Annotated in this window: 22 protein-coding genes; 15 read left to right on the top strand and 7 right to left on the bottom strand. The window is 60.7% G+C overall.

Annotated elements, in window-relative coordinates:
- Positions 1-2 precede the first annotated feature (2 nt).
- Positions 3-734 carry an AzlC family ABC transporter permease gene (locus J0663_RS01635; RefSeq protein ID WP_207242749.1) on the bottom strand — a complete coding sequence of 244 codons (732 nt, stop codon included), beginning with the start codon at positions 732-734 and terminating at the stop codon, positions 3-5.
- A gap of 132 nt (positions 735-866) precedes the next feature.
- Here J0663_RS01635 and J0663_RS01630 point away from each other — a divergent pair, with 132 nt between their 5' ends.
- Positions 867-1130, top strand: coding sequence for a DUF2164 domain-containing protein (locus J0663_RS01630; RefSeq protein WP_207242748.1), 264 nt, complete (start codon positions 867-869; stop codon positions 1128-1130).
- 15 nt (positions 1131-1145) lie between these two features.
- Here the strand turns inward: J0663_RS01630 and J0663_RS01625 are convergent, their stop codons facing one another.
- Positions 1146-1811, bottom strand: a complete 666-nt coding sequence (locus J0663_RS01625) for a dihydrofolate reductase family protein (RefSeq protein ID WP_207242747.1) — start codon at positions 1809-1811, stop codon at positions 1146-1148.
- Between the two features lie 239 nt (positions 1812-2050).
- Between J0663_RS01625 and J0663_RS01620 the strand changes: the two genes are divergently transcribed.
- Positions 2051-3640 carry a hypothetical protein gene (locus J0663_RS01620; RefSeq protein WP_207242746.1) on the top strand — a complete coding sequence of 530 codons (1590 nt, stop codon included), beginning with the start codon at positions 2051-2053 and terminating at the stop codon, positions 3638-3640.
- Positions 3641-3655: 15 nt separating this feature from the next.
- Here J0663_RS01620 and pncA read toward each other — a convergent pair whose 3' ends face one another.
- Positions 3656-4282, bottom strand: a complete 627-nt coding sequence (pncA, locus tag J0663_RS01615) for a bifunctional nicotinamidase/pyrazinamidase (protein WP_207242745.1) — start codon at positions 4280-4282, stop codon at positions 3656-3658.
- Between the two features lie 283 nt (positions 4283-4565).
- On the opposite strand from pncA, the gene J0663_RS01610 reads away from it, so the two are divergent.
- Complete coding sequence (locus tag J0663_RS01610; protein WP_207242744.1) at positions 4566-4913, top strand: hypothetical protein; 348 nt, start codon at positions 4566-4568, stop codon at positions 4911-4913.
- Positions 4914-4934: 21 nt separating this feature from the next.
- Here the strand turns inward: J0663_RS01610 and J0663_RS01605 are convergent, their stop codons facing one another.
- Positions 4935-7412 (bottom strand): ATP-dependent helicase, encoded by a 2478-nt coding sequence (locus tag J0663_RS01605; protein ID WP_207242743.1) that lies wholly within the window; start codon positions 7410-7412, stop codon positions 4935-4937.
- 236 nt (positions 7413-7648) lie between these two features.
- Here J0663_RS01605 and J0663_RS01600 point away from each other — a divergent pair, with 236 nt between their 5' ends.
- From J0663_RS01600 to J0663_RS01555, 10 genes are all read left to right on the top strand, one after another.
- A complete protein-coding gene (locus J0663_RS01600) occupies positions 7649-8125 on the top strand; it encodes a VOC family protein (RefSeq protein WP_207242742.1) in 477 nt (158 codons plus the stop codon).
- Between the two features lie 406 nt (positions 8126-8531).
- On the top strand, positions 8532-10475 hold the full coding sequence (locus J0663_RS01595; RefSeq protein ID WP_207242741.1) for a PrkA family serine protein kinase: 1944 nt from the start codon (positions 8532-8534) through the stop codon (positions 10473-10475).
- A 12-nt stretch (positions 10476-10487) separates the two neighbouring features.
- Positions 10488-11762 carry a YeaH/YhbH family protein gene (locus J0663_RS01590; RefSeq protein ID WP_207242740.1) on the top strand — a complete coding sequence of 425 codons (1275 nt, stop codon included), beginning with the start codon at positions 10488-10490 and terminating at the stop codon, positions 11760-11762.
- Complete coding sequence (locus J0663_RS01585) at positions 11759-13309, top strand: SpoVR family protein (protein WP_207242739.1); 1551 nt, start codon at positions 11759-11761, stop codon at positions 13307-13309. Before J0663_RS01590 ends, J0663_RS01585 begins: the two co-directional genes overlap by 4 nt.
- A gap of 395 nt (positions 13310-13704) precedes the next feature.
- Complete coding sequence (locus J0663_RS01580; protein ID WP_207242738.1) at positions 13705-14613, top strand: adenylate/guanylate cyclase domain-containing protein; 909 nt, start codon at positions 13705-13707, stop codon at positions 14611-14613.
- Positions 14614-14902: 289 nt separating this feature from the next.
- On the top strand, positions 14903-16111 hold the full coding sequence (locus J0663_RS01575) for an efflux RND transporter periplasmic adaptor subunit (protein WP_207242737.1): 1209 nt from the start codon (positions 14903-14905) through the stop codon (positions 16109-16111).
- Positions 16108-19263: an efflux RND transporter permease subunit gene (locus J0663_RS01570; protein WP_207242736.1), complete on the top strand. Its 3156-nt coding sequence runs from the start codon at positions 16108-16110 to the stop codon at positions 19261-19263. Before J0663_RS01575 ends, J0663_RS01570 begins: the two co-directional genes overlap by 4 nt.
- A gap of 271 nt (positions 19264-19534) precedes the next feature.
- Positions 19535-20533 (top strand): flagellin N-terminal helical domain-containing protein, encoded by a 999-nt coding sequence (locus J0663_RS01565; RefSeq protein ID WP_207242735.1) that lies wholly within the window; start codon positions 19535-19537, stop codon positions 20531-20533.
- 258 nt (positions 20534-20791) lie between these two features.
- The gene (locus J0663_RS01560) at positions 20792-21457 is read left to right on the top strand and encodes a YiaD family glycine zipper/OmpA-like lipoprotein (protein ID WP_064694663.1); all 666 of its coding nucleotides are present in this window, start codon (positions 20792-20794) and stop codon (positions 21455-21457) included.
- A 35-nt stretch (positions 21458-21492) separates the two neighbouring features.
- Positions 21493-21780 carry a hypothetical protein gene (locus J0663_RS01555; protein WP_207242734.1) on the top strand — a complete coding sequence of 96 codons (288 nt, stop codon included), beginning with the start codon at positions 21493-21495 and terminating at the stop codon, positions 21778-21780.
- A gap of 54 nt (positions 21781-21834) precedes the next feature.
- On the opposite strand, the gene J0663_RS01550 is transcribed toward J0663_RS01555, so the two are convergent.
- Entirely contained in the window at positions 21835-22242 is a 408-nt protein-coding gene (locus J0663_RS01550; RefSeq protein ID WP_207242733.1) for a DUF2000 family protein, read from the bottom strand.
- 30 nt (positions 22243-22272) lie between these two features.
- On the opposite strand from J0663_RS01550, the gene J0663_RS01545 reads away from it, so the two are divergent.
- Positions 22273-23256 (top strand): AraC family transcriptional regulator, encoded by a 984-nt coding sequence (locus J0663_RS01545; RefSeq protein ID WP_246590352.1) that lies wholly within the window; start codon positions 22273-22275, stop codon positions 23254-23256.
- A gap of 180 nt (positions 23257-23436) precedes the next feature.
- Entirely contained in the window at positions 23437-24426 is a 990-nt protein-coding gene (locus J0663_RS01540) for an NmrA/HSCARG family protein (RefSeq protein ID WP_207242732.1), read from the top strand.
- Between the two features lie 48 nt (positions 24427-24474).
- On the opposite strand, the gene J0663_RS01535 is transcribed toward J0663_RS01540, so the two are convergent.
- Complete coding sequence (locus J0663_RS01535) at positions 24475-25395, bottom strand: LysR family transcriptional regulator (protein WP_207242731.1); 921 nt, start codon at positions 25393-25395, stop codon at positions 24475-24477.
- Between the two features lie 84 nt (positions 25396-25479).
- Positions 25480-26574, bottom strand: a complete 1095-nt coding sequence (locus tag J0663_RS01530) for an AbrB family transcriptional regulator (protein ID WP_207242730.1) — start codon at positions 26572-26574, stop codon at positions 25480-25482.
- Positions 26575-26756 lie beyond the last annotated feature (182 nt).

Here is a 26756-nt window from a genome sequence, read left to right as displayed (position 1 = left end):
GCTCAGACCTCGTGCACTTCGGATCGAAGGGCATCGGCTTCGAGATCGGGCTCCTGCGGCGGCAATGGCAGCAGGGCGGCGAGCACGATGCCGGCGGCAGCGCCGAGGCTGACATGCCACGGCGAGCCGACATAGCGGTAGGCGAGCACGGATGCCGCTGCGCTGACCAGCGCCACCGGTAGGAAATTATCGCGCTTGCGGAAGCCGAGGACGATGCCGAGGAAATAGGCAGGCAGCAGGATATCGAGGCCGATCGCCTTGGGATCGCCGATGAAGCTGCCGAGCATGCCGCCCGCGACGCTGATCAGCACCCAGGGAATGTAGATGATGATGGCAAAGCCGAAATACCAGGCGAAGGTCAGCGGCCGGCCGGATTCTCCGCGCTTCACCGCTTCGGCAAATTGCGGATCGACGAGCAGGAAGAAGGTGAAGAACTTCTGCACCGGCGTGAAATGGCCGATGTAGCGCGCCAAGGCCGCCGAATAGAGCACGTGGCGGAAATTGACGGCGAGGATCGACAGCACGATCAGCCAGGCATGGACATTGTGCCCAAAGAGTTCGATGCCGACCATCTGGCTGGCTCCGGCGTAGACCGTGGCGCTCATGAAGGCGGCTTCTGAGAGCGACATGCCGTTTTCGACCGCGAGTGCGCCGAACAGGGCGCCAAAGGGCGCCGATGCCAGGGCAACGGCGGAGCCGCCCCGCAAACCTTCAACAAAGTCGGCGCGATCCATATGAGTGATCCTGTTGGAAATTCAGCTTTCCCTTATGGTTTATGAGTTGCCGCGGCAATTGAATTTCGTTGATTGACCAATCGATTTCGCTGAAGCATCAAAGCCCTTATCGCATCCGGCCGAGAGGGACCCATGAAGAAGATCGAATTTTCGAAGGAGGCGAAGGCGACGATCGTTTCCAGCATTCGCCGTTATTTCGAGACGGAGCTCGACCAGCCGATCGGCGCGATGCCGGCCGAATTCCTGCTCGATTTCTTCGCCGAGGAGATCGGCGCCCATTATTACAATCAGGGCCTTCGCGATGCCCATGCAGCCCTCCTGAAGAAGATGGAGGATCTGGCGGAGGACATCTATCTCCTGGAGCGCGACGAGAAGAACAAGACCGTTGGCTCGTAAGCGGGCAGCGGCGTCTCAGCCCTCGCGCTTAATGCGCTCCCGGCGCGCGATTTCGGCTTGTGAAGGCTCCTGCATCGCAAAGCTGCCGGTTTTGACCTCGCCGGCGCGCTCGTAGACGCTCATGATGACACCGGTCGTGGATACGGAGGTCGTCGTAAGCTTCAGCGCCTGCGGTTTGGCGCCATCGGCGAACAGGCGCTTGCCGGGACCGAGAATAAGCGGGAAGGTCAGAAGCCGGAGTTCGTCGATCAGATCGTGCGCCAGCAAGGTCTGCAACAAGCCGCTGCTGCCCTGCGTTAGGAGATCCGGGCCGTCTTCCTGCTTCAGCCGGGCGATTTCGCCGGCGACGTCGCCACGCAGGGCGACGGTGTTTTCCCAGGTCAGCTGTTCTTCCGAGGTGGTCGCGACATATTTGGTCGCGGCATTGAAGACCTTTCCGATGGGATCGTCTTGACCGACGAAAGGCCAGTGGGCGGTAAAGATCTCGTAGGTCTTGCGGCCGAGCAGCAATGCGAAGGGATCGCTAAAGATCCCGCCCATGAACTCGCCCATGGGCTCGTCCCAGTAATTGACGGTCCAGCCGCCAAGGCTGAAGCCGCCGGTCGGATCCTCCTCGGGCGCGCCCGGCGCCTGCATGACGCCGTCCAGGCTTACGAAGGCTGCGGTCACAAGCTTTCTCATTCTCAGCTCCCATGGTTGCTCTGTACAAAGCCAAGGACGGATTGAGCTGGGTTCAGCCGACACGGATGCGCTATTTTACTCGCCGTCGCCGGAGCCGCCGCCGGCAACGAGATCGACCGCAGCGCTCGTGAAAGCGGAAATCATTCCAAGTTCCATCCAGGCGCAGACGCCCCATCTTAACACCAAATTATCGGGGCGCCGGTATCGTCGCGACAATTTCGGTCACCGGGTTGCGTCATTTGGCTGTGATTGTCTCCGATATCGATCAACCTCGATCAACCATGCTCGGCAAGATATCGATCTTTCTGGTGTGGCTTGCGCTGGCCTCCGCGCTTTGCTGGTCGGAAACCGTGTGGCGCGACGAGGTCCGCGCCTTGTCGCTCGCCCTGCAGGGGGAGAGCTTCATCGATATGCTTCGCCAGATGCGTGGCGAAGGTCATCCCGCTCTCTGGTATATCCTGCTGCGCGCCGCCCATGTCGTGATCGGCTCACCCGTCGTCCTGAAAATCGTGGCATTGACGGTCGCGACGGCCTCCGCCTACCTCCTTGTTTTCAGGCTGAAACTGCCGGTCTCAACGATGCTGCTGTCGTTGTTCAGCAGCTTTTCGGTTTTCGATTACGCCGCGATGTCGCGAAATTACGGCATCAGCATGCTGGTGACCTTCCTTATCGTCCTGAGCTGGAAGAGGGGGGCACGCAAGGGGATATTGCTCGGCCTGTTGTTTGCCTTGCTGGCAAATATCAATGTCCACTCGGTCGTCCTCGTCGGCGGTTTCCTCGCCTATTGGTTTTTCGATCTGGTTCTGACGCGTCCAAGACCTCCTCTGTCGGCATTTCAGGCCTTTGCGACAGCTGTTGCCCTGGCCGCGGTCGGCGTAGTTCTGTGCCTGCTGACGGTCTATCCGACCTTCAATGACGCCGGGCAGAACGATCTCGCAGGCAAGAATTTCGCTTTGCTAGCCCTCCATGCCCTTTCCGCGGCCAGTTCCTATTTCATGGGGTTCTACCCTGACGGAATCCTTCAACTGATCGTGGCTGATCCCTTGCTCGCCGGGATTTTCGCATCGCTGATGGCCGTGCTCATCTATGGCAGTCTGCTGGGCCTGGCGAACCGGCGACAGGCGATGTTTGCCGCAGCACTGGTTCTCCTGGGGCTCTCGCTGCTCTTTACGCTTGTCTATCCAGGAAATTACAGGCATCAGGCGCTGTGGCTGGTCTTCATGATCGCAATCACCGCTTTGACGATGCCTCGGCCTGGCTCTGCGGAGGTTGCCGGCACCGAGGCCGCCGGCGGCGTCGTGAAGATCGGGCGTCTGTGCTTCATGATATTGCTGGCGCTGCAGGTCGTCTCCGCTATCGAAAAGGTCTCTCAGTTCCTCTTCACCGACATACCGCTGAGCCGAGCCCGTGATCTCGGCTCGTTCATTCAGTCTCGCCCCGATCTCAAGGAGGCGATCATCATGGCGGATCCCGACTATCTCGTGGAACCTTTGCCCTATTACGTCTCCAATCGCACCTATCTGGTGCGGGAGGAGCGGTTCGGCGCCATCGTGCGATATACCCGCAATGCGCGGCTTTCACTCAGCCTTGCCGATATTCTCCGGACGGCGCGGCAATTGCAGCAGAGCGAGCATGCGCCCATCGTCATTCTTCTCTCGCAGCGGCTTGAGCGAATTGGCGGGCCCGTCTCGTTGCATGAAAGTTACAATTGGCTACTGTCTCTGACGCCGGAGGACATTTCCGCATTTTTGAGCGAGACGACCCTCATCAAGCGCTTTGGCCCCGTTGCCGGCAGCGATGAGACGTTCGATGCCTATCTGTTGAAATAGCCGGCGATCGGACGCTCATTCGCGCAAGGCATCCGTGCTTTTGATCACTGCGATGCCATGTGCCCGCATCTCGTCGATGGCGGCGGCAACACCTTCGGGGGTGATGCCGCGGCTTGCGTCCTCGATGAAGCGCACGCGCACACCCGGCATCATCTCGAGCGCGTCGAGCGCCGAGAACTTGACACAATAATCGGTCGCCAGCCCGCAGACGTCGAGATCGGTGACACCCTGATCCTGGAGGAAATTGGAAAGACCGGTCGTGGCATCCTGGTCATTGTCGCGGAATGCCGAATAGCTGTCGATCCTAGGATCCTCGCCCTTCTGCTGAATGAGGTCGATCTCTTCGGATTTCAGCTGAGGATGCAGTTCCGCGTCGAGCGTGCCCTGGATGCAATGGTCCGGCCACATCATTTGCGGCTTGCCGGACAGTTCGCCCATTTCGAAAGGGGCGGCACCCGGATGGGCCGAGGCGAAGCTGCCATGGCCGGGCGGGTGCCAGTCTTGGGAGGCGACGATGAGATCATATCTGCCGCTGTCGATTAGTCGGTTTGCGACGGGAACCACCTCGTCGCCGTCCGGCACGGGCAGATTGCCGCCCGGACAGAAGCCGTTCTGAATATCGACGAGCAGCAGCGCTTTCATCAAGGCCAATCCCTTCGCGTGATTACAATGCAAAATGCGAAAATGCACGAATGCATCACTAGTGGATTTCCTAGCGCGGGCGCGCAAGTGTTAATTCTGGCACCAGCGGTAGCAGTTGGTCGAAAAAGTATTCGCTAATACAATCACAGCGATAGGTCGTTCGCGAAACGGAGGGAAAGCGGATGGTGCTTGCGGTCGGCAGATCGAAGCTTCCGCGTCTCGATCTTGCTCACGGCCGCGATTTCTGCCTTTCTTGCATCAACAGCAAGTCGAGATTGAAACCATGTTCGAGCCTCAAGCAGACGAAAAGATCGACGCTACCTTCCGCAACGGGTCGCTGACGGCGACCGGGATCATCCTTGGTTTCTCGCTCAATTTCATCAGTCTCTGGGTGTCCAATCCGAATGACTGGAGCCGTGTCGATCTGCTGCCGATGGCGTTCCTGACCGTCGGCATCGCCATTCAGGTGAAGGTGTTTGCCGATCTCTTGGCGCGCGACTCGCTGCTCGCGGCCAAATATGACCGGGCTCGGCGGCTCTTCCTGATCGGATTGTCGATCGTCGCCCTCGGAATGGGGATCGCTCTGCTGAACGATATTCTCGGGCTCAGCAGTATGCGGATGTTTGGGTGAGGGTTCCCGCTCGCCGCAAGATCACACGCGCTCGACGAAGCCGTCCAGCACCCGCTTCTGCCCCGCGCGATCGAAATCGATCGTCAGCTTGTTGCCTTCGATGCCGGTGATATTGCCGTTGCCGAACTTCAGGTGGAACACGCGGTCGCCGAGGGTGAAGCGCGACGGCTCCGACGACGTCGATTTCGCCACCAGCTCGCCTTCGATCGTTCGTCCCTTCGGGCCGCTTTCGCCGTAGCCGATGCGTTCCACCGCGTGGCCGGAGCGGGTGCCCCAATTGTCGCGGGTGGCGTCGGTCTTATTGGCCTGGGCACGTTTCCAGCCGGGGGTGGAATAGGAATTGGCAAAGGGCTCGGCCTTGTCGAAGCGGGACTGACCGTAGCCGCCGCGGCCGTAACCGCCATAGCTCTGCTCCATCTCGGCGACCTCGACATGGGTTTCCGGCAGTTCGTCGAGGAAGCGCGAAGGCAGGGTCGATTGCCAGAGGCCGTGAATGCGGCGGTTGGAAACGAACCAGATGTGGCAGCGGCGCTTGGCGCGGGTGATGCCGACATAGGCGAGGCGGCGCTCTTCCTCAAGGCCGGCGCGGCCGCTCTCATCGAGCGAGCGCTGGTGCGGGAACAGGCCTTCCTCCCAGCCAGGGAGAAAGACGGTGTCGAATTCCAGGCCCTTGGCGGAGTGCAGCGTCATGATCGAGACGGCGTCGAGATTCTCATTGGTCTCGGCGTCCATGACCAGCGAGACGTGCTCGAGGAAACCGCGCATCGACTCGAAGCTTTCCATCGAGCGGATCAGTTCCTTCAAGTTTTCGAGGCGGCCGGGCGCTTCCGCGCTCTTATCGTTCTTCCACATGTCGGTATAGCTGGACTCTTCGAGGATCTGCTCGGCAAGTTCGGTATGCGGTGTATTTTCAAGCAGTTCCTGCCATCGGCGGAAAGATTGAATCACGTCGAAAAGGGCCTTTCGCGCCTTCGGCTTCAGCTCGTCCGTTTCGATGATGTCGGCCGCTGCCGCAAGCATGGGGATGTCGCGAGCGCGCGCATAATCGTGCAGCGCGCGTACCGTCGTGTCGCCGAGGCCGCGCTTGGGTGTATTGATGATGCGCTCGAAGGCGAGGTCGTCGGCCGGCTGTGCGACGAGCCGGAAATAGGCCATGGCGTCGCGGATTTCGAGGCGCTCGTAGAAACGCGGGCCACCGATGACGCGGTAGTTGAGGCCAAGGGTGACGAAGCGGTCTTCGAATTCACGCATCTGGAAGGAGGCGCGCACCAGGATCGCCATGTCGTTCAACAGATGCTTTTGGCGCTGGAGCTGCTCGATCTCCTCGCCGATGGCGCGGGCCTCCTCCTCCGAATCCCAGGAGGCGTGGACCTGCACCTTGACGTCATCGGGGTCGGCGCGGTCGGTGAACAGTGTCTTGCCCAAGCGGCCTTCATTGTGGGCGATCAGATGGGCGGCGGCACCAAGGATATGTTCGGTCGAACGGTAGTTGCGCTCAAGCTTGATGACCCTGGCGCCGGGGAAATCCTTCTCGAAGCGCAGGATATTGTCGACCTCGGCGCCGCGCCAGCCATAGATCGACTGGTCGTCGTCGCCGACGCAGCAGACGTTCTGCGGCTCTCCTTTGGCGCGCTGGGCCAGCAGCCTCAGCCACATATATTGCGCGGTGTTGGTGTCCTGGTATTCGTCGACGAGGATATAGCGGAATCTGCCGTGATATTCCTTCAAGAGATCCGGGTTCTTACGGAAGATCGCGATCGGATGCATCAGCAGGTCGCCGAAATCGCAGGCATTCAGCGTCGAGAGGCGCGCCTGATAGGCGAAATAGAGATCGCGGCCGCGGCCGTTGGCAAAGGCGCGAGCGTCGCCCTCGGGAATATCGGCCGGGCCGAGGCCCTTGTTCTTCCAGGTGTCGATCATGCCGGCGAATTGCTTGGCCGGCCAGCGCTTGTCGTCGAGGCCCTCGGCCTGGATCAACTGTTTGATCAGGCGGACGACGTCGTCGGTATCGAGAATGGTGAAATCGGAGCTCAGGCCGACGAGTTCGGCATGGCGGCGCAGCAGCTTGACGCCGATCGAGTGGAAGGTGCCGAGCCACGGCATGCCTTCGACGGCGCCGCCGACGAGCAGCGCGATGCGCTCCTTCATCTCGCGGGCGGCCTTGTTGGTGAAGGTGACGGCGAGGATCTGCGAAGGGAAGGCGCGGCCCGTATTGAGGATATGGGCGATGCGGGTCGTCAGCACACGCGTCTTGCCGGTGCCGGCGCCGGCAAGCACGAGCACCGGACCCTCAAGCGTTTCGACGGCTTCCGTCTGCTCGGGATTGAGGCCTGCCAGATAATCCGGCCGCTTGCCGCCGTCGCGCGCCGCCATGGCGCGGGCGGCGATGCCGCCGGCGGCGGCGGGCCTTCCGGCCGCTGCGACAGACGGTTGCGGCTTGCGCGCTGCTTCGCCCGGCTCTTCGTCGAAGAAGGGAATATCGTCGAAATTATTGCTCATGGCGCGTAATGTAGTGATTCGGGAGGGAAAGACCAGAAATGATGTTCTGCTTTCATTCCTGAGTCACCGTTGCCGACGGATACCGGCGGCAAGGCCGCCGCCGGGTGCGGCTGCGATCGTCGCGCAGGTAAGCGGCGAAAATATTCCGATCGCAGCTTGTCGGCGCCGGCTCCGATAAGACGTCCTTGAAGCATCGGACGGGAGTCCGGGGTACTCGCCAACAAGGAGGCTGTCTTATGCCGCAGGTCGTTTCAAATCTCTGGTTCGCGGAGCAAGCGCGCGAAGCCGTTGAATTCTACGTGTCGATCATTCCGGATTCCAGGATCGGCCGCACCACTATATTGCCGGCGGAAACGCCGAGCGGGCCTCCCGGCAGCGTCGAACTGATCGAGTTCACGCTCGGCGACCAAGCCTTCCTGGCGATGAAGGCTGGTCCGCTCGACAGCTTCAACCATTCCTTCTCGATCGCCATCCTTTTGGAAAGCCAGGCGGAGATCGACCGGATATGGGATGCCTTCCTCGCCAATGGCGGCACGCCGGAGGCCTGCGGCTGGCTTCGGGATCGCTGGGGTCTTTCCTGGCAGATCGTGCCGCGTATACTTTCTGAAATGGTCGCCGACAGCGACCACGAGCGGGCAAAGCGCGTCACCGAGGTCATGCTCGGCATGGTCAAGATCGATGTGGCAGCGCTGGAGAAAGCGTTCAACGGCTGAGAGCCGGGAAGCGCGTGATCGGGATAAACCGGGCGGGCGGTGACGTTCACCCGGTTCCATCCTGCAGGGCTGGCGCTCGCTGCCCCACAGTCGGAGCCGGCTTGCTCTCACCGGCGGGAAATCGCCGATTTTCCATGGCTCGAATCACGGGCGCTATTGCACACCTTTTTAACGTGCATGTCACGTCGCTAAATGTGCTGATATCGCGAGGACCCTTTTCTCAACTACAATAAGAAACAGTTTCGTGGAGTAAAAAAAATACCGGTGCATGCACAATTTTGTGCATTGCCACAAACCGCCGGTCAGCGTGGAATATACCTACGAAACTATTGATTCTTAGGAACGCCGTGGCCATCTCGATGGTTATACGGCTTAGAGCCTGCGGCATAACCTTAATGGAGGTCCCATGCTGAGTGAATCCGTATTCGATGCGTTTACCCGCAGTTATGAAGCACGCCGCGAAAGCGACATGTCGGTTTCGGAGTATCTCAATCTCTGCAAAACCGATCCGATTGCCTATGCCAACGCGACCGAGCGTCTGCTCGCTGCAATAGGCGAACCGCAAATGGTGGACACTGCCAGGGACGCGCGCCTCGGCAGGATCTTCATGAACAGGACCATCCGGGTTTATCCGGCCTTTGCCGGTTTTCACGGCATGGAAGAGACAATCGAACGCATCGTCTCCTTCTTTCGGCATGCGGCGCAGGGGCTCGAGGAGCGCAAGCAGATTCTTTATCTGCTCGGCCCGGTCGGCGGCGGCAAGTCGTCGCTGGCGGAGCGGCTGAAGCAGCTGATGGAGGTTCATCCAATCTACGTGCTGAAGGCGGGTGAGGAGATCAGCCCCGTGTTCGAAAGCCCGCTCAACCTCTTCGATCCGGAGACGATGGGCTCGCTTCTGCAGGAGCAGTACGGAATTCCGCCGCGGCGCCTGAGCGGATTGATGAGCCCGTGGTGCCTGAAGCGGCTCGACGATTTCGGCGGCGATATTTCCCGCTTCCGCGTCGTCAGGATACAACCTTCGCGATTGCGTCAGATCGCCATCGCCAAGACCGAGCCCGGTGACGAGAACAATCAGGATATTTCCTCGCTGGTCGGCAAGGTCGATATCCGCAAGTTGGAGACTTATTCCCAGAACGATCCCGACGCCTACAGCTATTCGGGCGGGCTTAACCGCGCCAATCAGGGCATCCTCGAATTCGTCGAGATGTTCAAGGCGCCGATCAAGATGCTGCATCCGCTGCTGACGGCAACGCAGGAGGGCAACTATATCGGCTCCGAAAATATCGGCGCGATACCCTTCTCGGGCATCGTCCTTGCTCATTCGAACGAGGCGGAGTGGCAGACCTTCAAGGCCAACAAGAACAATGAAGCCTTCATCGACCGTATCTGCGTGATCAAAGTGCCCTATTGCCTCAGGGTGACGGAAGAACAGAAGATCTACGAAAAGCTGATCGAGGGATCGGAACTGGCGGATGCACCATGCGCCCCGGCAACGCTCGAAATGCTAGCGCGTTTCTCCGTCCTTTCGCGTCTGCGCAAGCATGAAAATTCGACGTTCTTCTCGAAGATGCGCACCTATGACGGTGAAAGTCTGAAGGAAAGTGATCCGCGCGCCCGCAGCGTCCAGGAATACCGGGATGCCGCCGGCATCGACGAAGGCATGGACGGGATATCGACCCGCTTCGCTTTCAAGGTGCTCGCCTCCACCTTCAATCACGACACCACGGATATCGGCGCCGATCCCGTCCATCTGATGTATGTGCTGGAACAAGCGATCCGTCGCGAGCAATTTCCGGACGACGTTGAAAAGCGTTATCTCGAATTCATCAAGGCCGATCTTGCGCCGCGTTACGCAGAGTTCATTGGCAATGAGATTCAGAAGGCCTATCTTGAATCCTATGCGGACTACGGACAGAATCTGTTCGACCGCTATGTAGATTATGCCGACGCCTGGATCGAAGATGTGGACTTCAAGGATCCCGATACTGGTCAGCTTCTCGACCGTGAGCTCCTCAATCAGGAGCTGACGAAGATCGAAAAGCCGGCGGGAATCGCCAATCCGAAGGATTTCCGCAACGAAATCGTCAAGTTCTCGCTGAGATCGCGGGCAGCCAACGGCGGAAAAAATCCGTCATGGACGAGCTACGAGAAGATCCGGGAAGTCATCGAGAAGCGTATGTTCTCGCAGGTCGAAGATCTTTTGCCGGTCATTTCCTTCGGATCGAAGAAGGATTCGGAAACAGAAAAGAAGCATAGCGAATTCGTCTCGCGCATGGCCGCGCGAGGTTACACGGAACGGCAGGTTCGGCGCCTTGTCGAATGGTACATGCGCGTCAAACAGGCAAGTTAATGCGGAGCCATTATGCACATTGTCGACCGGCGGCTAAATCCGCGCGGTAAAAGTCTGGAAAATCGTCAGCGGTTCCTTCGACGCATGAAGGGAGCCGTGCAGCAGGCGGTGAAACGTTCTCTGCAAAATCGAAACATTCGGGACGTGCTCGACGGCGGGGAGATCAGCCTGCCGATCGATGGGATGGCAGAACCAAGCTTTCGAAGGGGTGAAGGCGGCATCGCCGACCACATCCTGCCAGGAAACCGGGCTTTCGTCGAAGGGGACATTATTCCGCGGCCACCGGGCGGGAAGGGTGGAAAACCAAAAGATGCAGGCGAAGGCGACGGTGAGGATGGCTTCCGCTTCGTGCTGACGCGGGAGGAATTCCTCGATGTGTTCCTTGATGATCTCGAACTGCCAGATCTTGCCAAGCGGCGTCTAGCCGAAACCGAGGAGGAAACTCCATTCCGGGCCGGCTATTCCGTATCGGGCTCGCCCTCCAACATTGCGGTCGGTCGCACGACGAAGCTCGCGATGATGCGCCGCGTTGCGCTCGGCCGCCCACGCCGCGAAGAAATCGAGGCCCTGGCGCGGCAGATCGAGGAGTGCGAGGACGAGGAGAGTCGCCTGGCGCTTGAGGCAAAACTCAAATCCCTGACGGAAAAAAGCCGGCGCATTCCTTATATCGATCCGCTCGACGTGCGATATCGCCGTTTCGAAAACGAGCCGAAGCCGGTCGCGAAAGCAGTGATGTTCTGTCTGATGGACGTCTCCGGCTCCATGTCTGAACACATGAAGGATCTTGCGAAACGGTTCTATCTGCTGCTCTACCTTTTCCTGTCGAAGCGCTACAAAAAAGTGGAAATCGTCTTCATTCGCCATACCGACAGGGCCGAGGAGGTCGATGAGGAGACCTTCTTCTACGGCCCGGCGACGGGCGGCACGCTGGTGTCGAGCGCGCTTGCGGCAATGCGGGCGATCATTGCGGCGCGTTTTGATCCAGCCGAGTGGAATATTTATGGCGCCCAGGCCTCGGACGGCGACAATGCCCATTCGGACGGAAATCTGACGGGGCAGCTCCTGCGCGAGATTTTGCCGTTGTGCCAGTATTTCGCCTATATCGAGGTCGGCGAGGAAGGCGGCGATTCTTCGGTATCGCGATCGCCGCTGTGGATGCTCTATGATGGGATCCGTTCCGAACTTCCGCCGCTTTCGATGCGCAAGGTCTGCCGGCGGAGCGAAATATTCCCGGTTTTCCATGATCTCTTCCAGAAACGTGACGCACAGTCGAGGGTGACGCCATGACCATGACGGTGAGGCCGAGAGAGCGGCTTTTGTTCGAGGGGGCCGACTGGGACTTTGCGACCCTGCAACGCATTCACGATGCGTGCGAGGAGATTGCGCTCGGCGAACTAGGCCTAGATGTCTATCCGAACCAGATCGAAGTCATCACCTCGGAACAGATGCTTGATGCCTATTCCTCAACCGGCATGCCGCTCTTTTACCGCCATTGGTCCTTCGGAAAGCACTTCGCGCATCACGAAACCTTCTACCGCCGCGGCATGCGCGACCTTGCCTACGAAATCGTCATCAACAGCTCTCCCTGCATCTCCTACCTGATGGAGGAGAATACGGCGACGATGCAGACGCTCGTCACCGCTCATGCCGCCTTCGGCCACAATCACTTCTTCAAGAACAACTATCTGTTCAAGCTGTGGACCGATGCGGAGGGAATTCTCGATTACCTCGATTTCGCCAAGGGTTATATCACCCGCTGCGAAGAGCGTTATGGCGAGACGGCCGTCGAACGAACACTCGATGCGGCGCATGCGTTGATGTCGCATGGGGTGCATCGATATGCCGGCAAGACCACCATCGACCTTCGCCAGGAGGAGAAGCGGCTGCAGGAGCGTCGCGCCCACGAGGAGCAGATGTTCAACGACCTGTGGCGCACGGTCCCCGTCGGCAAGGCGAAAAAGCCGGGTGACATCGGCTTGGAAAAGCGGCGTGCCGCGCTCGGTCTCCCGCAGGATAACATACTCTATTTTCTCGAGAAGTCCGCGCCGCGGCTGCAGCCGTGGCAGCGTGAGATCCTTCGCATCGTGCGCCATGTCGCGCAATATTTCCATCCTCAGCGGCAGACCAAGGTGATGAACGAGGGCACCGCCACCTTCGTCCATTACAAGATCATGAGCCGGCTGCACGAGCGGGGGCAGATCAGCGACGGGAATTTCCTCGAATTCCTGAAATCGCACGCCAACGTCGTCTTTCAGCCAAGCTACGACGATCGGCGCTTCTCGGGTTTCAATCCCTATGCGCTTGGTTTCGCGATGATGCAGGATATCGAGAGGATCGTCACGAAGCCGACGGAAGAGGACCGCACATGGTTTCCCGATATCGCGGGACGCGGCGACGCGATGGGTGTGCTGCGCGACGTCTGGGCAAATTACCGGGACGAAAGCTTCATCAGCCAGTTCCTCAGCCCGAACCTGATCCGGCAATTGCGGCTGTTCCATCTCTACGACGACCCCGAGCAGACAGAGGGTGTGCTGGTCTCTGCGATCCACAACGAGCGAGGTTATCTGCGCATTCGTCGCCAGCTCTCCCGCGAATATGACATCGGCTGGACCGATCCGGCGATCGATATCGTCGATGTCGATCTCGCCGGCGACCGCCGCCTTTTGCTGCAGCATATCGTCATGAACGGCTGCTATCTGCAGGAAAGCGACACGAAACTCGTCCTGCAACATCTCGCCGACCTTTGGGGCTATGACGTCCTGCTTCAGGAAATCGACAGTTCCAGCACCGTGGCGAAGGAACATACGGCGAGCCCGCGCAAGATCGCTCAGTGATCTGACGGCTCGGAGTTTTTGGCCAGTCAGGCAAGGCTGTCGTGCGGTGTGTATCATGATAGCGTCGCTGTAAGCCGTTATCACGGCACGGGATGGATGTTCTTCCTGGGGGTCACGATGTCGTGCGAGGCTACAGCGACTTGCGCGCCTTTGACGCCAACGGCGTGCCACTGGCTGCCTTGACAGATGATTGCCGCTCATGTGCCGCAACCTCCTCAACTCTCGTCAACCGCGACAAGGCTTTTGCTCAGGTTTCAAAGCCTTTAAAGATAGACGACTGGGCGAACGAGGGAAGCTGAGCATTCACGCAGCTTTGCGATCGCCCTACCGATTTTACGCAACCCAGATTCGGCCTTGCAGTATTTGCCGGATGCGTGACGTGGGGACGAGTGGCCATGAGTGAAACGCGGCGCAAGCTGACGACGATCTTCTGTGCTGATGTGCAGGATTATACGCGGCTGATGGGCGCCGACGAGGAGGGGACTCTCGCGGCGCTGAAGCGCTGCCGGGAGGCGATGGCGCATTTGATCGCAAGCCATGGGGGCCGTGTCGTCAACACCTGGGGCGACGGGCTGATCGCCGATTTCCCGAGCGTGGTCGAGGCGGTACGCGCGGCCGTCGATATCCAGAACGAACTTGCCGGCTTCAATGCCGGCCGCCCGTCCGACGGGCGCATGCTGTTCCGCATCGGCATCAATCTCGGCGACGTGATCGTCGACGGCGACGACATCTATGGCGACGGCGTCAATATCGCCGCGCGGTTGCAGACGTCGGCGGCACCGGGCGGCATCGTCATATCGAGCACCGTCTACGACCAGGTGCGCAACAAGGTGGCGGTCGGTTTCGAGTTTCTCGGGCCATTGATGGTGAAGAACGTTGAAGAGGGTGTGCCGAGCTATGCGGTGAGAATCGGCGACGGAAGCGACGAGGTGCCCCCTGCCGAACGTACCGCCGCCGCCCGCCCGCCGCCGGCCTCCGTCATGGCCGGGTCAGGACCGGCACCCGGCGGACGAAGGCTGTTTGCCGTGCTCGGCGTCATCGCCGCCGTGCTGATCGTCATCAATCTCCTGTTATGGCAGGGCGTTTTCTGGGCGCGTTTTCCCGTGCTTGCGCTCGCGGTCATCGCAGCACTTGCCTGGAATCGCGGCCAGAGCCGGTTCGATCGCAAGATCGCCGCGCTTGCGATCGTGGCGCTCGGCATTATCGGGATCAACCTCTTCACCTGGGAGGGCAGGTTCTGGGCGGTGTGGCCGATATTGGGGCTGGCGGCGGCGATGGGCCTGCGGTGGGCGATGCGCCGATAGACATCTATCTGCACCGGGGTTTGCTGAATTTCTCGCTGCGATTAAGATGGCGTCAAGACGTTTTCGAGGTTCGTTCAAGCAAAAGTGAGCGGCCGGGTTATTTCCAATCTTCGCTGATATTACAAATCGGTAATGCCGGGTGCTTATGCTTGCCGCTAAGCTGCAAACGCGCGATATTGTCGCATCAGTCGGGATCTTGAAATCCTCGGATCCATACTCCCCGGATATCGATCCCGCAGCGCCTCTTTCGACCGACCTGGTCTAACCTCGAGTCCCTCCGGAGACGTGAATGGCCTTTTGGAAGCAGTTTGTACTTTCGCTCATCGTCATCATTGCCGGCTTTGCTGCGTGGGTTTCCTTTGCGCCCGGCGCCGGCCAAACGATGCGAGATGCAGGCATTCCGGACGGCATCGTTTCCAGGATCACCCCGAAGGGCGAAGAGATGGCCGATGCCGGCGCTCCGGCGGCGCAAGGCCAACGGCGCGGTCAGGGGGAGGGTCAAGGACAGAACCGCCGCATTGGCGGTGGGCGCAACAGCGCTATTCTTGTCGTGACGGAAGCCGTCGTCCAGGGCGTCGTCAACGACCGGCTGAACGCCATCGGCACGGGAGACGCGATCCGCTCGGTCGCGGTGACACCGCAGGCCATGGGAACGATCCGGGAAATCCTCATCAAGTCGGGCGACAGGGTGAAGGCCGGGCAGGTGCTCGCCAAGCTCGACAGCGAAGAGCAGGTGATCGCCCGCGGCCAGGCAGACGTGGCGGTGAGGGCCGCAGTCGAGAAGTCCAATCTCTATCACAACATCAAGTCCAGCGTGTCGCGGATGGACGTCTTCGATTCCGAGATCGCCGAGCAGGGCGCACGGCTGCAATTGCAGGCCGCCGAGCTCAATCTCGCCCGGCGCAACATCATTGCCCCGATCGACGGCATCGTCGGCATCGTGCCGGTCAATATCGGCGACAATGTCACGACGTCAACGCCGATCGTTACGCTGGACGACCGTTCGGAAATCCTCGTCGACTTCTGGGTGCCGGAGCGCTTTGCCAATACGGTTAAGGTCGGCCAGCCGGTCGAGGCCATGTCGGTCGCACGGCCGGGGCAGGTGTTTTCGGGCGCGATCGAGGCCGTAGACAACCGCATTGATGCGGCAAGCCGCACGCTGCGCCTGCGCGCCCGGATCGACAATTCGTCGGATGAACTGCGTGCGGGCATGTCCTTCAATGTCAGCATGAAATTTCCCGGCGACAAATATCCGGCGGTCGATCCGCAGTCCCTGCAGTGGGATTCGCAAGGATCGTTCGTCTGGCAGGTGACCGACGACAAGTCGCACAAGGTGCGGGTAAGCGTCGTGCAGCGCAATCCCGACTTCATTCTGGTCAACGGCGACCTCAAGGACGGCGACAAGATCGTGACGCAGGGCCTGCAGCGCGTGCGTGAGGGCGGGGCGGTGCGCGTCTCCGCCGATGTGGCCTCCAGCGAGGAGGTCGCGGCCCAATGAACGTGACCGAATTGCCGCAAGACCGGGCGTCGGGCAAGCAGGGTTTCACCGCGCTTTTCGTTCGCCGGCCGATCCTGGCGCTGGTGTTCAACACGCTGATGGTCGTCGCCGGCCTTGCAGCCTATGTCGGAGTCGAGGTCCGCGAACTGCCTGATGTCGACCGTCCCGTCGTCACCGTGCGTACCACCTTCGACGGCGCTTCGCCGCAGACGATCGACCAGGAACTGACCAAGGTGATCGAGGGCGCGGTCGCCCGCGTCAGCGGGCTGAAATCAATCTCCTCGACCTCTTCCTTCGGCCAGAGCCGGGTGACGCTCGAATTCTCCGATGCGATCGATCTCGCTGTCGCCGCCAACGACGTGCGCGATGCGATCGGCCGCATCACCCAGAACCTGCCCGACGAGGCCGACGCGCCGCAGATCGTCAAGGCGGACTCAGATTCCTCGGCGATCATGCGCCTCGCCGTCACCTCCACCAAGCTCAACATGGACGACCTGACGCAGCTCGTCGAGAACGAGGTGATCGATCGCCTCGCCTCCGTCGACGGCGTGGCCGATGTCGAGGAATATGGCGACCAGGAGAAGGTCTTCCGCGTCGATGTCGACCAGGGCGCGCTTGCGAGCCGCGGGCTCACTATCGGCGACCTGACGAAGGCGCTCGACAATGCCGCGCTCGACGTGCCGGCCGGCTCGCTGAAGAGCACGACGCAGGATATCGTCGTGCGCGCCACTGCAAACCTGCAGACGCCTGCGGATTTTTCCAATGTCATGCTGCAGGACCGCGTCCGGCTCGGCGACGTTGCGACAGTGACGCTCGGGCCCCGCGACGGGGATACGGCGCTGCGCTCCAACGGCAAGCCGGGCATCGGCCTCGGCATCATCCGCCAGGCGCAGTCGAACACGCTGAATATCTCGACCGGCATCAAGGCCGCCGTCGAGCAGCTGTCGAAGACCCTGCCGGAGGGAACGGCGATCGCCATCACCAGCGATGACGCCGTCTTCATTCAGGGGGCGATCCACGAGGTGGTGCTGGCGCTGGTGCTCGCCGCCGTCATCGTCACCGCCGTCATCTATCTCTTCCTGCGCGACTGGCGGGCGACGCTGATCCCTGCCGTCAGCATGCCGGTGGCATTGATCGGCACGCTGGCTGCCATCTACATGGTCGGTTTCTCGATCAACATCCTGACGCTGCTGGCGATCGTGCTGGCGACCGGTCTTGTCGTCGACGACGCCATCGTGGTGCTCGAAAACATCGTGCGCCGGCGCGCCGAGGGCATGGGGCCGCGCGCCGCCGCTGTGCTCGGCACGCGAGAGGTGTTCTTCGCCGTCATCGCCACGACGGCGACGCTCGCAGCGGTTTTCATTCCGCTCTCCTTCCTGCCGGGACAGGTCGGCGGCCTCTTCCGCGAATTTGGTTTCGTGCTCGCCTTCTCCGTCGGGCTCTCGTCGATCGTGGCGCTGACATTGTGCCCGATGCTCGCCTCGCGCATGCTGACGAAGCCGATGATCGAGGATCATGGCGCGCTCGGCCGGGTCGGCGAGGCCTTTGCCAGCCTATACAAGTGGGCGCTGCATGGCTGCCTCAACGCACCGTTCGTCGTCATCCTGTTCTCGATCGTCTTCGCCGGCGCGGCATTGATCGGCTTCTCGAGCGTGAAGAGCGAGCTGACGCCCGAGGAAGACCGATCGCTGGTGATGATGCGGCTGACGACGCCTCAGGGATCAAGCCTCGAATATACCCGCGACAAGATGCAGCTCGTCGAGGAATATCTTCAGCCGCTGGTCGACAGCGGCGAGATCCGCAACGTCTTCTCGATCTCCGGGCAGGGCGGGTCACTGAACAGCGGCTTCATGGTGTTGACGCTCGCGCCCTGGGGCGAGCGGCACCGGACGCAGGCCGAGATCGTCGGCGACATCAACCAGGCGGCGGCCAAGGTGCCGGCGCTGCGCGGCAACGCCATCTCCTCCAACAGTCTGCGCATCCGCGGGGCCGGCAGCGGCGTGCAGATGGCGCTGGTTGGTAACGATCACGAGGCCCTGACGGCGGCCGCCGCCAAGCTGGTGCAGGCGCTCGACGCCACCGGCCAATATGATACGCCGCGCCTGACCAACGAGCCCAGCCAGGCGCAGGTATCGGTGGCGATCGACCGCGAGCGCGCCTCCGATCTCGGCATCGACATCACCGGGCTTTCGACGGCGATTCAATCGCTGCTGGAAGGGCGCTCGGTGGTCGACGTCTTCGTCGACGGCGAATCCTATCCCGTGCTGCTGACCTCGACGACGCGGCCGATCGACGATCCCACAGATCTCGAAAACGTCTTTCTGAAGACCGGTGACGGCAAGATCGTGCCGATGTCGGTCATCGCCACGATGAAGGAAGGTTCGGTTGCGCCGCAGTTGAACCGCGAGCAGCAGCTGGCCTCGGTCGCGATCACCGCCGGCCTCAGGAACGGCATGTCGCTCGGCGATGCCGTAAAACAGGTGACTGAGCTCGCCGAGCCGTTGCTGCCGCCCGGCGCACGCCTGCTGCCGCTTGCCGAAGCCGCGACGCTGGAGGAGAACTCGAACGGCATGGCGTTGACCTTCGGCTTCGCCATCGTCATCATCTTCCTGGTGCTGGCCGCCCAGTTCGAAAGCGTGCTGTCCTCGCTGATCATCATGTCGACCGTGCCGCTCGGCCTTGCCTGCGCCGTCTTCGCTTTGATCATCACCGGCTCCAGCCTCAACATCTACAGCCAGATCGGCTTGGTGCTGCTGGTCGGTGTCATGGCCAAGAACGGCATCCTGATCGTCGAATTCGCCAATCAGCTGCGCGACAGGGGCGAGAACGTGCGTTCCTCGATCGAGAAGGCCTGCGCGCTGCGCCTTCGCCCTGTGATGATGACAATGATCGCCACCATCCTCGGCGGCGTGCCGCTGGTCTTCGCCCATGGCGCGGGCGCGGAAGCACGCGTGGCGCTCGGCTGGGTGATCGTCGGCGGCCTCGGCTTCGCAACGCTGGTGACGCTGTTTATCACACCGGTCGCCTATCTGCTGCTTGCCCGCTTCGCCAAGCCGCACGCCCATGAGGAAGCACGCCTGCACGAGGAGATGGCGGTCGCGACACGGCCGCGTCCGGCACCCGACGAGGCGCAGCTGCAGGCCGCAGAATAAGCCTTCCATCCGAAATGAACGCGCCGCCGGATCGGCATCCGGCGGCTTTTCTTATGGTGTATGAAGCCTTGCGGAATAAGATAAATTTCGTCTGAAGATTAGCCGTTTGTTAAGTATAAGCGGCAATGATCGTGCCCAGGAAACGACTGGTCTTCTCTGTTTCTTGAAGGCTGCAATGCGCTGGAGATCCAGCGACCCCGGACATGAATGTCTGCGCGGAAGGTTCAATCCTGTTCAGTTGCGTTCTGTTGTGTTTTTGGAGTTTCGTTCCGTGAGTCTTTATCAGCGCGTCTCCGTTGATGCGGCGCTCTATGTGCTGCGTGATATCAATCGCAATATGACGGTGACGCAGAACCACATCACGACGGGCATGCGTGTCGCCAAAGCGGCCGACAACGCCGTTTACTGGTCGATCGCCACCACCGCTCGGACCGATAACAAGGCGGTGGCGGCAATTCAGGATGCGCTCGGCATGGCGGCTGCCACGATGGGCACGGCCTATACCGGTGTGCAGAACGTCATCGACGTCGTCTCCGAGATCAAGGCCAAGCTTGTTGCCGCCACCGAGGACGGGGTCGACAAGAACAAGATCAACGAAGAACTCAAGCAGTTGCAGGAGCAACTGCGCAGCGTTTCGGAATCGGCGACCTTCAACAGCGACAACTGGGTGATCCTCACCAACGATGCGACGCCGACGCAGCCGCGGCAGATCCCGGCCTCCTTCATCCGCAATGCCGACGGCACGGTGTCTGTGGGCATGCTGAGCTACCATATCGACAACACGCCTGTGGGGGCCACGACCTCCAAGGATGCGCGTTACCTGATCGACGACCGGGCCACCGGCTCGGGCGAATATGGCGTGCTGACCTCGGCCTATTTTGCCACCGAGCTCGGGACCTCGCAGAATTACGTGCTGATGACCAGCAAGAACGGCACCACGACCGGCCAAGTGGTGATTTCGCTATCATCAAGCACGACGAAAGGCCAGATCGGCCAAATGATCAGCGTAGTCGATGCCGCGCTGACGCAGCTGACGACGGTCGGTTCGGCCTTCGGCGCCCTGGAAAAACGTATCGAGCTGCAGAACGATTTCGCCACCAAGCTGCACGACAACATTACCGCCGGTATCGGCCGGCTCGTCGATGCCAATATGGAGGAGGAGTCGAGCAAACTCAGGGCGCTGCAGACGCAGCAGCAGCTCGGCCTGCAATCGCTGAATATCGCCAATGCGACCTACGACACGGTCAGGCAGTTGTTCCAGAATTTCTAAATGTGTTTGAGCGCTCTGGGCGGCGCTGCGTTGTCTATTCGATCGTATGGCGTCCCGGTTCCCTCATTCCTGTGCTGTCACAGGAATGAGGGAGGAGAATTAGGCGCTCCCCACTAAAAACTGGTGATATCAGCGCATCGCTGCAACATGGCTGCTGTTTCGGCGCCTGAAATTCCCCTATCAAGGGAACATCTTCATTTTCTTGCCGTAATCCTTGCCATTTGCTCGCATCAGTTTTGAACGGAGACCATCCTGTCCATGATCAAGAAATTCATACTTCTGGCTGTCGCGGCAAGCTATCTCAGTGCCTGCACGACCACCGATCCCTATACTGGTGAGCAGAAGGTTTCCAATACGGCGGGCGGCGCGGCGCTCGGCGCGCTCGGCGGTGCCCTCGTCGGCGTTGCCGTCGGCGGCGGCGGGCACGGCAAGCGCAATGCGGCGCTGATCGGCGCCGGTATCGGCGCTCTGGCCGGCGGCGCGATCGGCAATTACATGGACCAGCAGGAAGCCGAGCTTCGCGCCCAGCTCGAAGGCACCGGGATTTCGGTGACTCGCCAGGGCGACAACATCATTCTCAACATGCCTTCGAACATCACCTTCGACGTCGACCAGGACGCGGTGAAGCCGGGCTTCTATCCGACGCTGAATTCGGTGGCGATCGTGCTGCGCAAGTTCAACCGCACGCTAATCGACGTCAACGGCCATACGGATTCGACCGGCAGCCTGCAGCATAACCAGGACCTGTCGCAGCGCCGCGCGCTTTCGGTTGCCGATTATCTCGGCGGCCAGGGCATCGACCAGCGCCGCGTTTCGGCCGTCGGCTTCGGCCCGTCGCAGCCGGTCGCCTCCAATGCGAGCGAAGCCGGCCGGGCCCAGAACCGCCGCGTCGAAATCCAGATCGCGCCGATCACGCAGGGCTGAGTCTGGCTTTGCAGCTTGCTAGGGGAGGCCGGGTCATGTGCCCGGCCGCCAACCACTTCGATTGCCGGCCGCAGTTAGATGATGAAGCTGATGAGAGCGGCGGCGATCACGCTCGCCGGGATAGCGCCGATGATCACGATAGAAGTCTGACGCGGCGACATTTTCAGGATCGCCCCGACGACGCCGGCAATGATGATATTGCTGAGGGTGGCCAGAACGAGATTATCGATATTCAGCAAAGTGAGCGTGACTATCGTCAGAATGGTCGCCACGGCAATGATGACGAAGCCTTTCGAAGAATTTCAACTCAGTTGAGTGATTGATTGCCCTTTTCGGCTGCATGATCGGGAGCAGGCTTCGTGGCCCGTGATCTGGCTTTAATGCTGCATCGTCGCGCCCTTGGTGATCTTGTCGACGATTTTCTTGTCGGCGCGTAGCGCGATGCCGACGACCTTCGCGTCGTCGGGGGCATATTCGGCAAAGACGGCACGGTTGGCCGCATCGTGGCCGGTTGCAAACATTTCCTCGATGAAGATGGAGGAAGTGACATCGCGCTCCAACGCGCGGCGGTGGATCGTCGAAATCGTCGCTTCGTCGGCCGACAGGACGATGATCGGCTGGATGGATAGCGGGTTATAGAGATTGCCGGCGCGATCCTTGTATGGCTCGCCGATGATTTCAGGATATTGCCCGGCAATGCCTGTCGACAGGAAGGCTGTGACATTCAGCTTCTGCCAGCCGGCAAGATTGTTTCGCAGGACGATCGCAATTTTGGTATCAAACATTCCAGTCTCTTTCATCGGGTGTCGAACGCGTTGAACCAGGATCTAACGCCGCAGGCCTTTGAGGGTCTTGAACGTTTGTGCGAGCCGCAGGGGCGCAGCGGCATAATGGCCGCGTCCGCCGGCAGCGGAATCCTGACTGCGCCGTCCTTTCCGGGTATCGAGCGCATCGAGGCGCAGTTCTCGGGCAATGTTTTCGAGCCGCACCGGCATGATACCTATGCGCTCGGCGTCACGCTGAAGGGCGTGCAGACCTTTACCTATCGCGGCGAGCGGCGCTTCAGCCTGCCGGGACAGGTGATCGTGCTGCATCCGGACGAGGAGCATGACGGCGGGGCAGGGACCGAGGACGGGCTGCAATACCGCATGCTCTATCTGGAGCCGTCGCTGCTGATGGAATGCCTGGAGGCGGAGAAGATCGGGCTTCCCTTCGTCGAGCAGCCCGTGATTGCCGATGGCGCGCTGGCGCAGGTGCTGCTCGCCGCGCTCGGCGAACTCGATCGGGAGTTGGACGAGCTTTTCGTCGACGATTTCGTCAGCCGCGTGGCGGGCGGTCTGTCGCGGCATTCGCAGGTGCGCCGCCGGGCTTTGGGTGCCGTCGCATGGCGGCAGGTGCGGGCGGCGCGCGATTATCTGGAGGCGCATGCCTTACGGCCCGTGCGCTCCAGTGAGCTGGAGAGCATTACCGGCCTCGATCGCTTCACCCTGTCACGGCATTTCCGCACGGCCTTTGCCACCAGCCCGCACCGCTACATGCTGATGCGGCGGCTGCAGCAGGCAAAGGCGCGGATGGGCGAAGGCGAAAGTTTTGCCGATGTGGCCGCCGCCACGGGCTTTGCCGATCAGGCGCATTTCATCCGGCATTTCAAGAAGGCCTATGGCGTGACGCCGGGGCGGTGGGCCGGACTGCATCGTGCCCATGTTGCAAGGCCGGCAATGGCAGCCTGGCGTAGTCCTCTTCCGGAAGAAGATCTGAGAAATGCAGCCACCACCGTTGATCTGACTGTGATCAGGTGACATCCGTATTTATCCAGAAAACGGCATTATCATATGCATTGCGCATGCCTTCAGCAAGAAAGCTAGATCCGATAACTTGCCTCCACGGGTCCAAGCTATCGGCGTCCGCCGAATGCTCTCCTCAGTATGCCGCCTGGCTAAGCAGCAGGCGGTCTGTGACAGGAAAGGTCAAGGCACATTATGTCTGCAAACGATAAGCCACTCATCGCAATTGCCGGTGCCACCAGCAAACAGGGTCGTAGCGTCGCATCAACGCTCCTTCGCAGCGGACGTTTCCGCGTACGCGCCCTGACCCGGAAAAAGGATTCACCCGAGGCTTTAAATCTGGAGAAACTTGGAGCCGAGATTGTAACCGTCCCTCTCCAGCTTGGCTTCCAGAAGGATGTCGTTGCTGCCTTCGAAGGGGCGGACGGGGCATTTCTGATGACGCCGCCCATCATTCCGCCGGAGACAACAGAGGCTCCGATCGGCCGCCAACTTGCGGATGCGGCGGTCGAGGCAGGCGTCGGACATATTGTCTTCAGCACGCTCGAGAATGTCGACGCCATCTCCGGCGGGACGAAGTTTGCTCCGCACTTCACCGACAAAGCGCGCGTTGCGGACCACATTCGCGGTCTGCCGATCTCTCATTCCTTCGTCATCCTGGCATTCTTCTACACGAATCTTCTCGAATATTATCTGCCGCGCATGGAAGGTGACACGCTGCTGCTGCCGATCTATCTTCCCGAGGATTTTCGAGCACCTTTTGTCGATCCGCTCACGGCGACCGGGCCGGCCGTGCTCGAAATTTTCTCAAACCCCGAGCGCTACAACGGGAGAACGCTGCCGATCGTCGGCGATGTCATCTCTCCGCGCGAGATGGTCGAAACCTTCCGGGAGGTAACCGGCCTCAAGGCGGAATATCGAAATGCTTTCACCAGGGGCGGCCTACTGCAGTATTTTCCGGAGTTCGCCGCCAACGAGCTTTTCGTGCAAGAACTGCTGGGGATGGTCGAGTATGCCGTCCAGTATGGCTATTTCGGAAAGGAGCATGATCTGGAGTGGAGCCGTCGCCTGAATCCCGACACGCTCGACTGGAAGCAATATCTTCGCACCACGGGTTGGCGCGGCGACAAGCGATCTTTCGGGCTCCAGGAAAAGCGCGAAGCGGTTTTGTCGGGAATTACATAAAAACAAACACTTAGAGCGGCGCTTCCGTGAAAGCTGAGCCGCTCTAAGTCACGATGTCCGGATTCCCGGGAGTTTGGGAATCTCGGCGACAAGAAAGTCGGTGAGAAGGCGAACGCGGGCGATGGCAGAGCGCTCTGGTACGATGAGCAGGCTCAGCGGAACCGGCGACGGGCGATAGTCTTCGAGCACGACCTCGAGGCGACCGTTATCCAGGAGATCGTGGACTAGCCAAAGGTGAGCGGGACCCATGCCGCGTCCTGCAGCCAAGGCTTCGCGCGCCGCAAGCCCGTGATCGACGCGCAGCTTCCCGTTGACTGGAACCGTAAAATTCCCGCCATGGCGGGAGGAGAGAGCGATCTGATCACTCCCGGCCACATTGGACATTATGACGGTTTCGTATCGCGAGAGATCGTCCGGGTGCTCCGGCCGCCCGTGAGCGGAGAAATAGGCCGGAGCACCGACCAGCATCCGGTGGCTTTTTCCGAGCGCATGAAGCTTCATGGAACTGTCAGTGAGAGGTCCAAGCCGGAGCGCCAGGTCAACGCCTTCGCGAACCAGGTCGATGCGTTCGTCGGTCAAGTTGAGATCGACGCTGATATCAGGATGCCGGTCCTGAAATTCGAAGATGAGGCGGGTGACGTGCATCACGCCAAGCGCTGCGGTACACGAAAGCCTGACAGCGCCTGCGGCCGCCCGACGTGCATTCCTGGCTTCCTCGGCAGCCTGCTCGACCAGGCGCAATACCTGAAGGCAGTTCGCATAATAGCGACTGCCTTCGTCGGTGAGCGTCACGCGACGCGTGGTTCGGTTGAGGAGAGGCACACCGACTGCATCCTCGAGTTCGTTGAGATGCCGCGTCACCGTGGATTGACCAACGCCGAGTTCTCTTGCCACCATAGACAGGTTGCCTCGCTCGGCAACGCGAACAAATGTGCGCATTCTGTCGAGAGACAGTCCTGAGTTATCCATTTTTCAGCACAGTGACGTTCATTGAATCAATGTATGGAATAGTCGGGCGCGAGGCTAGAGCCGACGAGCTGACGATTTCCTGACTTAGGCGGGGTTTTCCGCAAGGCCGGAACGGCGGGCGATGAAGCGGGCCAGCATCGGGCCGATCAGCAGAATGACTAGGAAACGGCCGGTCTGCATCGCCATCACGAAGGGCACGTCGACATCGCTGGACGCGGCGATGATGGCGACGGAATCGGCGCCGCCCGGGCTGGTGGCGAGATAGGCCGTCAGCGGATCAATGCCGGCGAAGACGTGAAGGGCTGCCGCCATGCAGCCGCAGAGCGCCATCAGCAGCACGATACAGGCCGACACCCGCGGCAGGGCCCGCGCCACATGCTGAAGGATAGAGCGGGTGAAGCGCAAGCCAATGCTCCAGCCGACGAGTGCATAGGCGATGGCGAGCAACCACATCGGCAACTCGATCTTCATGAGGCCGATCCCCTGCAGGAAGGCGCCGAGAAAGAGCGGTACGATGATCATGCCGCCCTGGATGCGCAGGCGGCGCACGCCGTAGACGCAGAAGCCGGCAAAGGCGATCGTTGCCGCGAAGGCCGGCCAGTCGACTTCCGGAAAGAGAACGAGCGGCGGCGGTTCGGCCCCGTCTGCCGCGACCCAAAGACGCGAAATCACCGATGCGCCGACGGCGACGAAGACGACGCGCAGATATTGCATGAAAGCGACGAGGCGGGCATCGGCGCCATAGGCTTCCGACATGATGACCATCGCCGACGCCCCGCCCGGCGAGGAGCCCCAGACGGCGGTCGTTCCCGGCAGCACCTGCCAGCGCGTCAAAAGCCAGCCGAGGCCTGTGGCGATGGCGATGACCGAGAAGATGAACAGCAGGAAGAGCGGCGCGTCCTTCGCCATAGTGCCGAGAATATCAGGAGTGATGGTGCGCGCCATCATCAGACCGACGAGGACCTGTGCCAACTGCAGGGGCCAGAGCGGCACGCGAAGCTTTCCCTTGCCGACAGTCAGCGCCAGCACGATGGCGGCAGCCATCGGCCCGATCAGCAGCGAGGCGGGCAGGGCGAAGAGTTCGAGAAAGACGGTGAAGGCGGTCGAGAGCGCCAGCAGCAGCGCCCATTTTGGCAGGCCGGCATCACGCAGCATGCGGCGGGCGTGGCTGAGTGGCATGAATCCCCGTATTTTCCCGGCCGGTGCCAAGCCCTGAGGCTGAAAATGGGAAGGTGCTCCGGCATGACGAAGAGAGGCCGGCTCAAGGCCGGTCGGTGCGGCCTCGGTATAGGTGGCTGCCGTGAGCGCGGTCAATTGCGAAATCTGGCTTCCCGGCGAACTCTGATGCGAATTTGATTCAA

Source organism: Rhizobium lentis, from assembly GCF_017352135.1.
GTDB classification, from domain to species: domain Bacteria; phylum Pseudomonadota; class Alphaproteobacteria; order Rhizobiales; family Rhizobiaceae; genus Rhizobium; species Rhizobium lentis.
The sequence above is the reverse complement of the archived record's forward strand: the minus strand, read 5'-3'. Positions and strand labels throughout refer to the sequence as shown.

Excerpts from the sequence above, each read along its gene's own strand:
- J0663_RS01635 (WP_207242749.1), bottom strand. The coding sequence starts at position 734 with ATGGATCGCGCCGACTTTGTTGAAGGTTTGCGGGGCGGCTCCGCCGTT.
- J0663_RS01630 (WP_207242748.1), top strand. The coding sequence starts at position 867 with ATGAAGAAGATCGAATTTTCGAAGGAGGCGAAGGCGACGATCGTTTCC.
- J0663_RS01625 (WP_207242747.1), bottom strand. The coding sequence starts at position 1,811 with ATGAGAAAGCTTGTGACCGCAGCCTTCGTAAGCCTGGACGGCGTCATG.
- pncA (WP_207242745.1), bottom strand. The coding sequence starts at position 4,282 with ATGAAAGCGCTGCTGCTCGTCGATATTCAGAACGGCTTCTGTCCGGGC.
- J0663_RS01610 (WP_207242744.1), top strand. The coding sequence starts at position 4,566 with ATGTTCGAGCCTCAAGCAGACGAAAAGATCGACGCTACCTTCCGCAAC.
- J0663_RS01605 (WP_207242743.1), bottom strand. The coding sequence starts at position 7,412 with ATGAGCAATAATTTCGACGATATTCCCTTCTTCGACGAAGAGCCGGGC.
- J0663_RS01600 (WP_207242742.1), top strand. The coding sequence starts at position 7,649 with ATGCCGCAGGTCGTTTCAAATCTCTGGTTCGCGGAGCAAGCGCGCGAA.
- J0663_RS01595 (WP_207242741.1), top strand. The coding sequence starts at position 8,532 with ATGCTGAGTGAATCCGTATTCGATGCGTTTACCCGCAGTTATGAAGCA.
- J0663_RS01590 (WP_207242740.1), top strand. The coding sequence starts at position 10,488 with ATGCACATTGTCGACCGGCGGCTAAATCCGCGCGGTAAAAGTCTGGAA.
- J0663_RS01585 (WP_207242739.1), top strand. The coding sequence starts at position 11,759 with ATGACCATGACGGTGAGGCCGAGAGAGCGGCTTTTGTTCGAGGGGGCC.
- J0663_RS01580 (WP_207242738.1), top strand. The coding sequence starts at position 13,705 with ATGAGTGAAACGCGGCGCAAGCTGACGACGATCTTCTGTGCTGATGTG.
- J0663_RS01575 (WP_207242737.1), top strand. The coding sequence starts at position 14,903 with ATGGCCTTTTGGAAGCAGTTTGTACTTTCGCTCATCGTCATCATTGCC.
- J0663_RS01570 (WP_207242736.1), top strand. The coding sequence starts at position 16,108 with ATGAACGTGACCGAATTGCCGCAAGACCGGGCGTCGGGCAAGCAGGGT.
- J0663_RS01560 (WP_064694663.1), top strand. The coding sequence starts at position 20,792 with ATGATCAAGAAATTCATACTTCTGGCTGTCGCGGCAAGCTATCTCAGT.
- J0663_RS01555 (WP_207242734.1), top strand. The coding sequence starts at position 21,493 with ATGTGCCCGGCCGCCAACCACTTCGATTGCCGGCCGCAGTTAGATGAT.
- J0663_RS01550 (WP_207242733.1), bottom strand. The coding sequence starts at position 22,242 with ATGTTTGATACCAAAATTGCGATCGTCCTGCGAAACAATCTTGCCGGC.
- J0663_RS01540 (WP_207242732.1), top strand. The coding sequence starts at position 23,437 with ATGTCTGCAAACGATAAGCCACTCATCGCAATTGCCGGTGCCACCAGC.
- J0663_RS01535 (WP_207242731.1), bottom strand. The coding sequence starts at position 25,395 with ATGGATAACTCAGGACTGTCTCTCGACAGAATGCGCACATTTGTTCGC.
- J0663_RS01530 (WP_207242730.1), bottom strand. The coding sequence starts at position 26,574 with ATGCCACTCAGCCACGCCCGCCGCATGCTGCGTGATGCCGGCCTGCCA.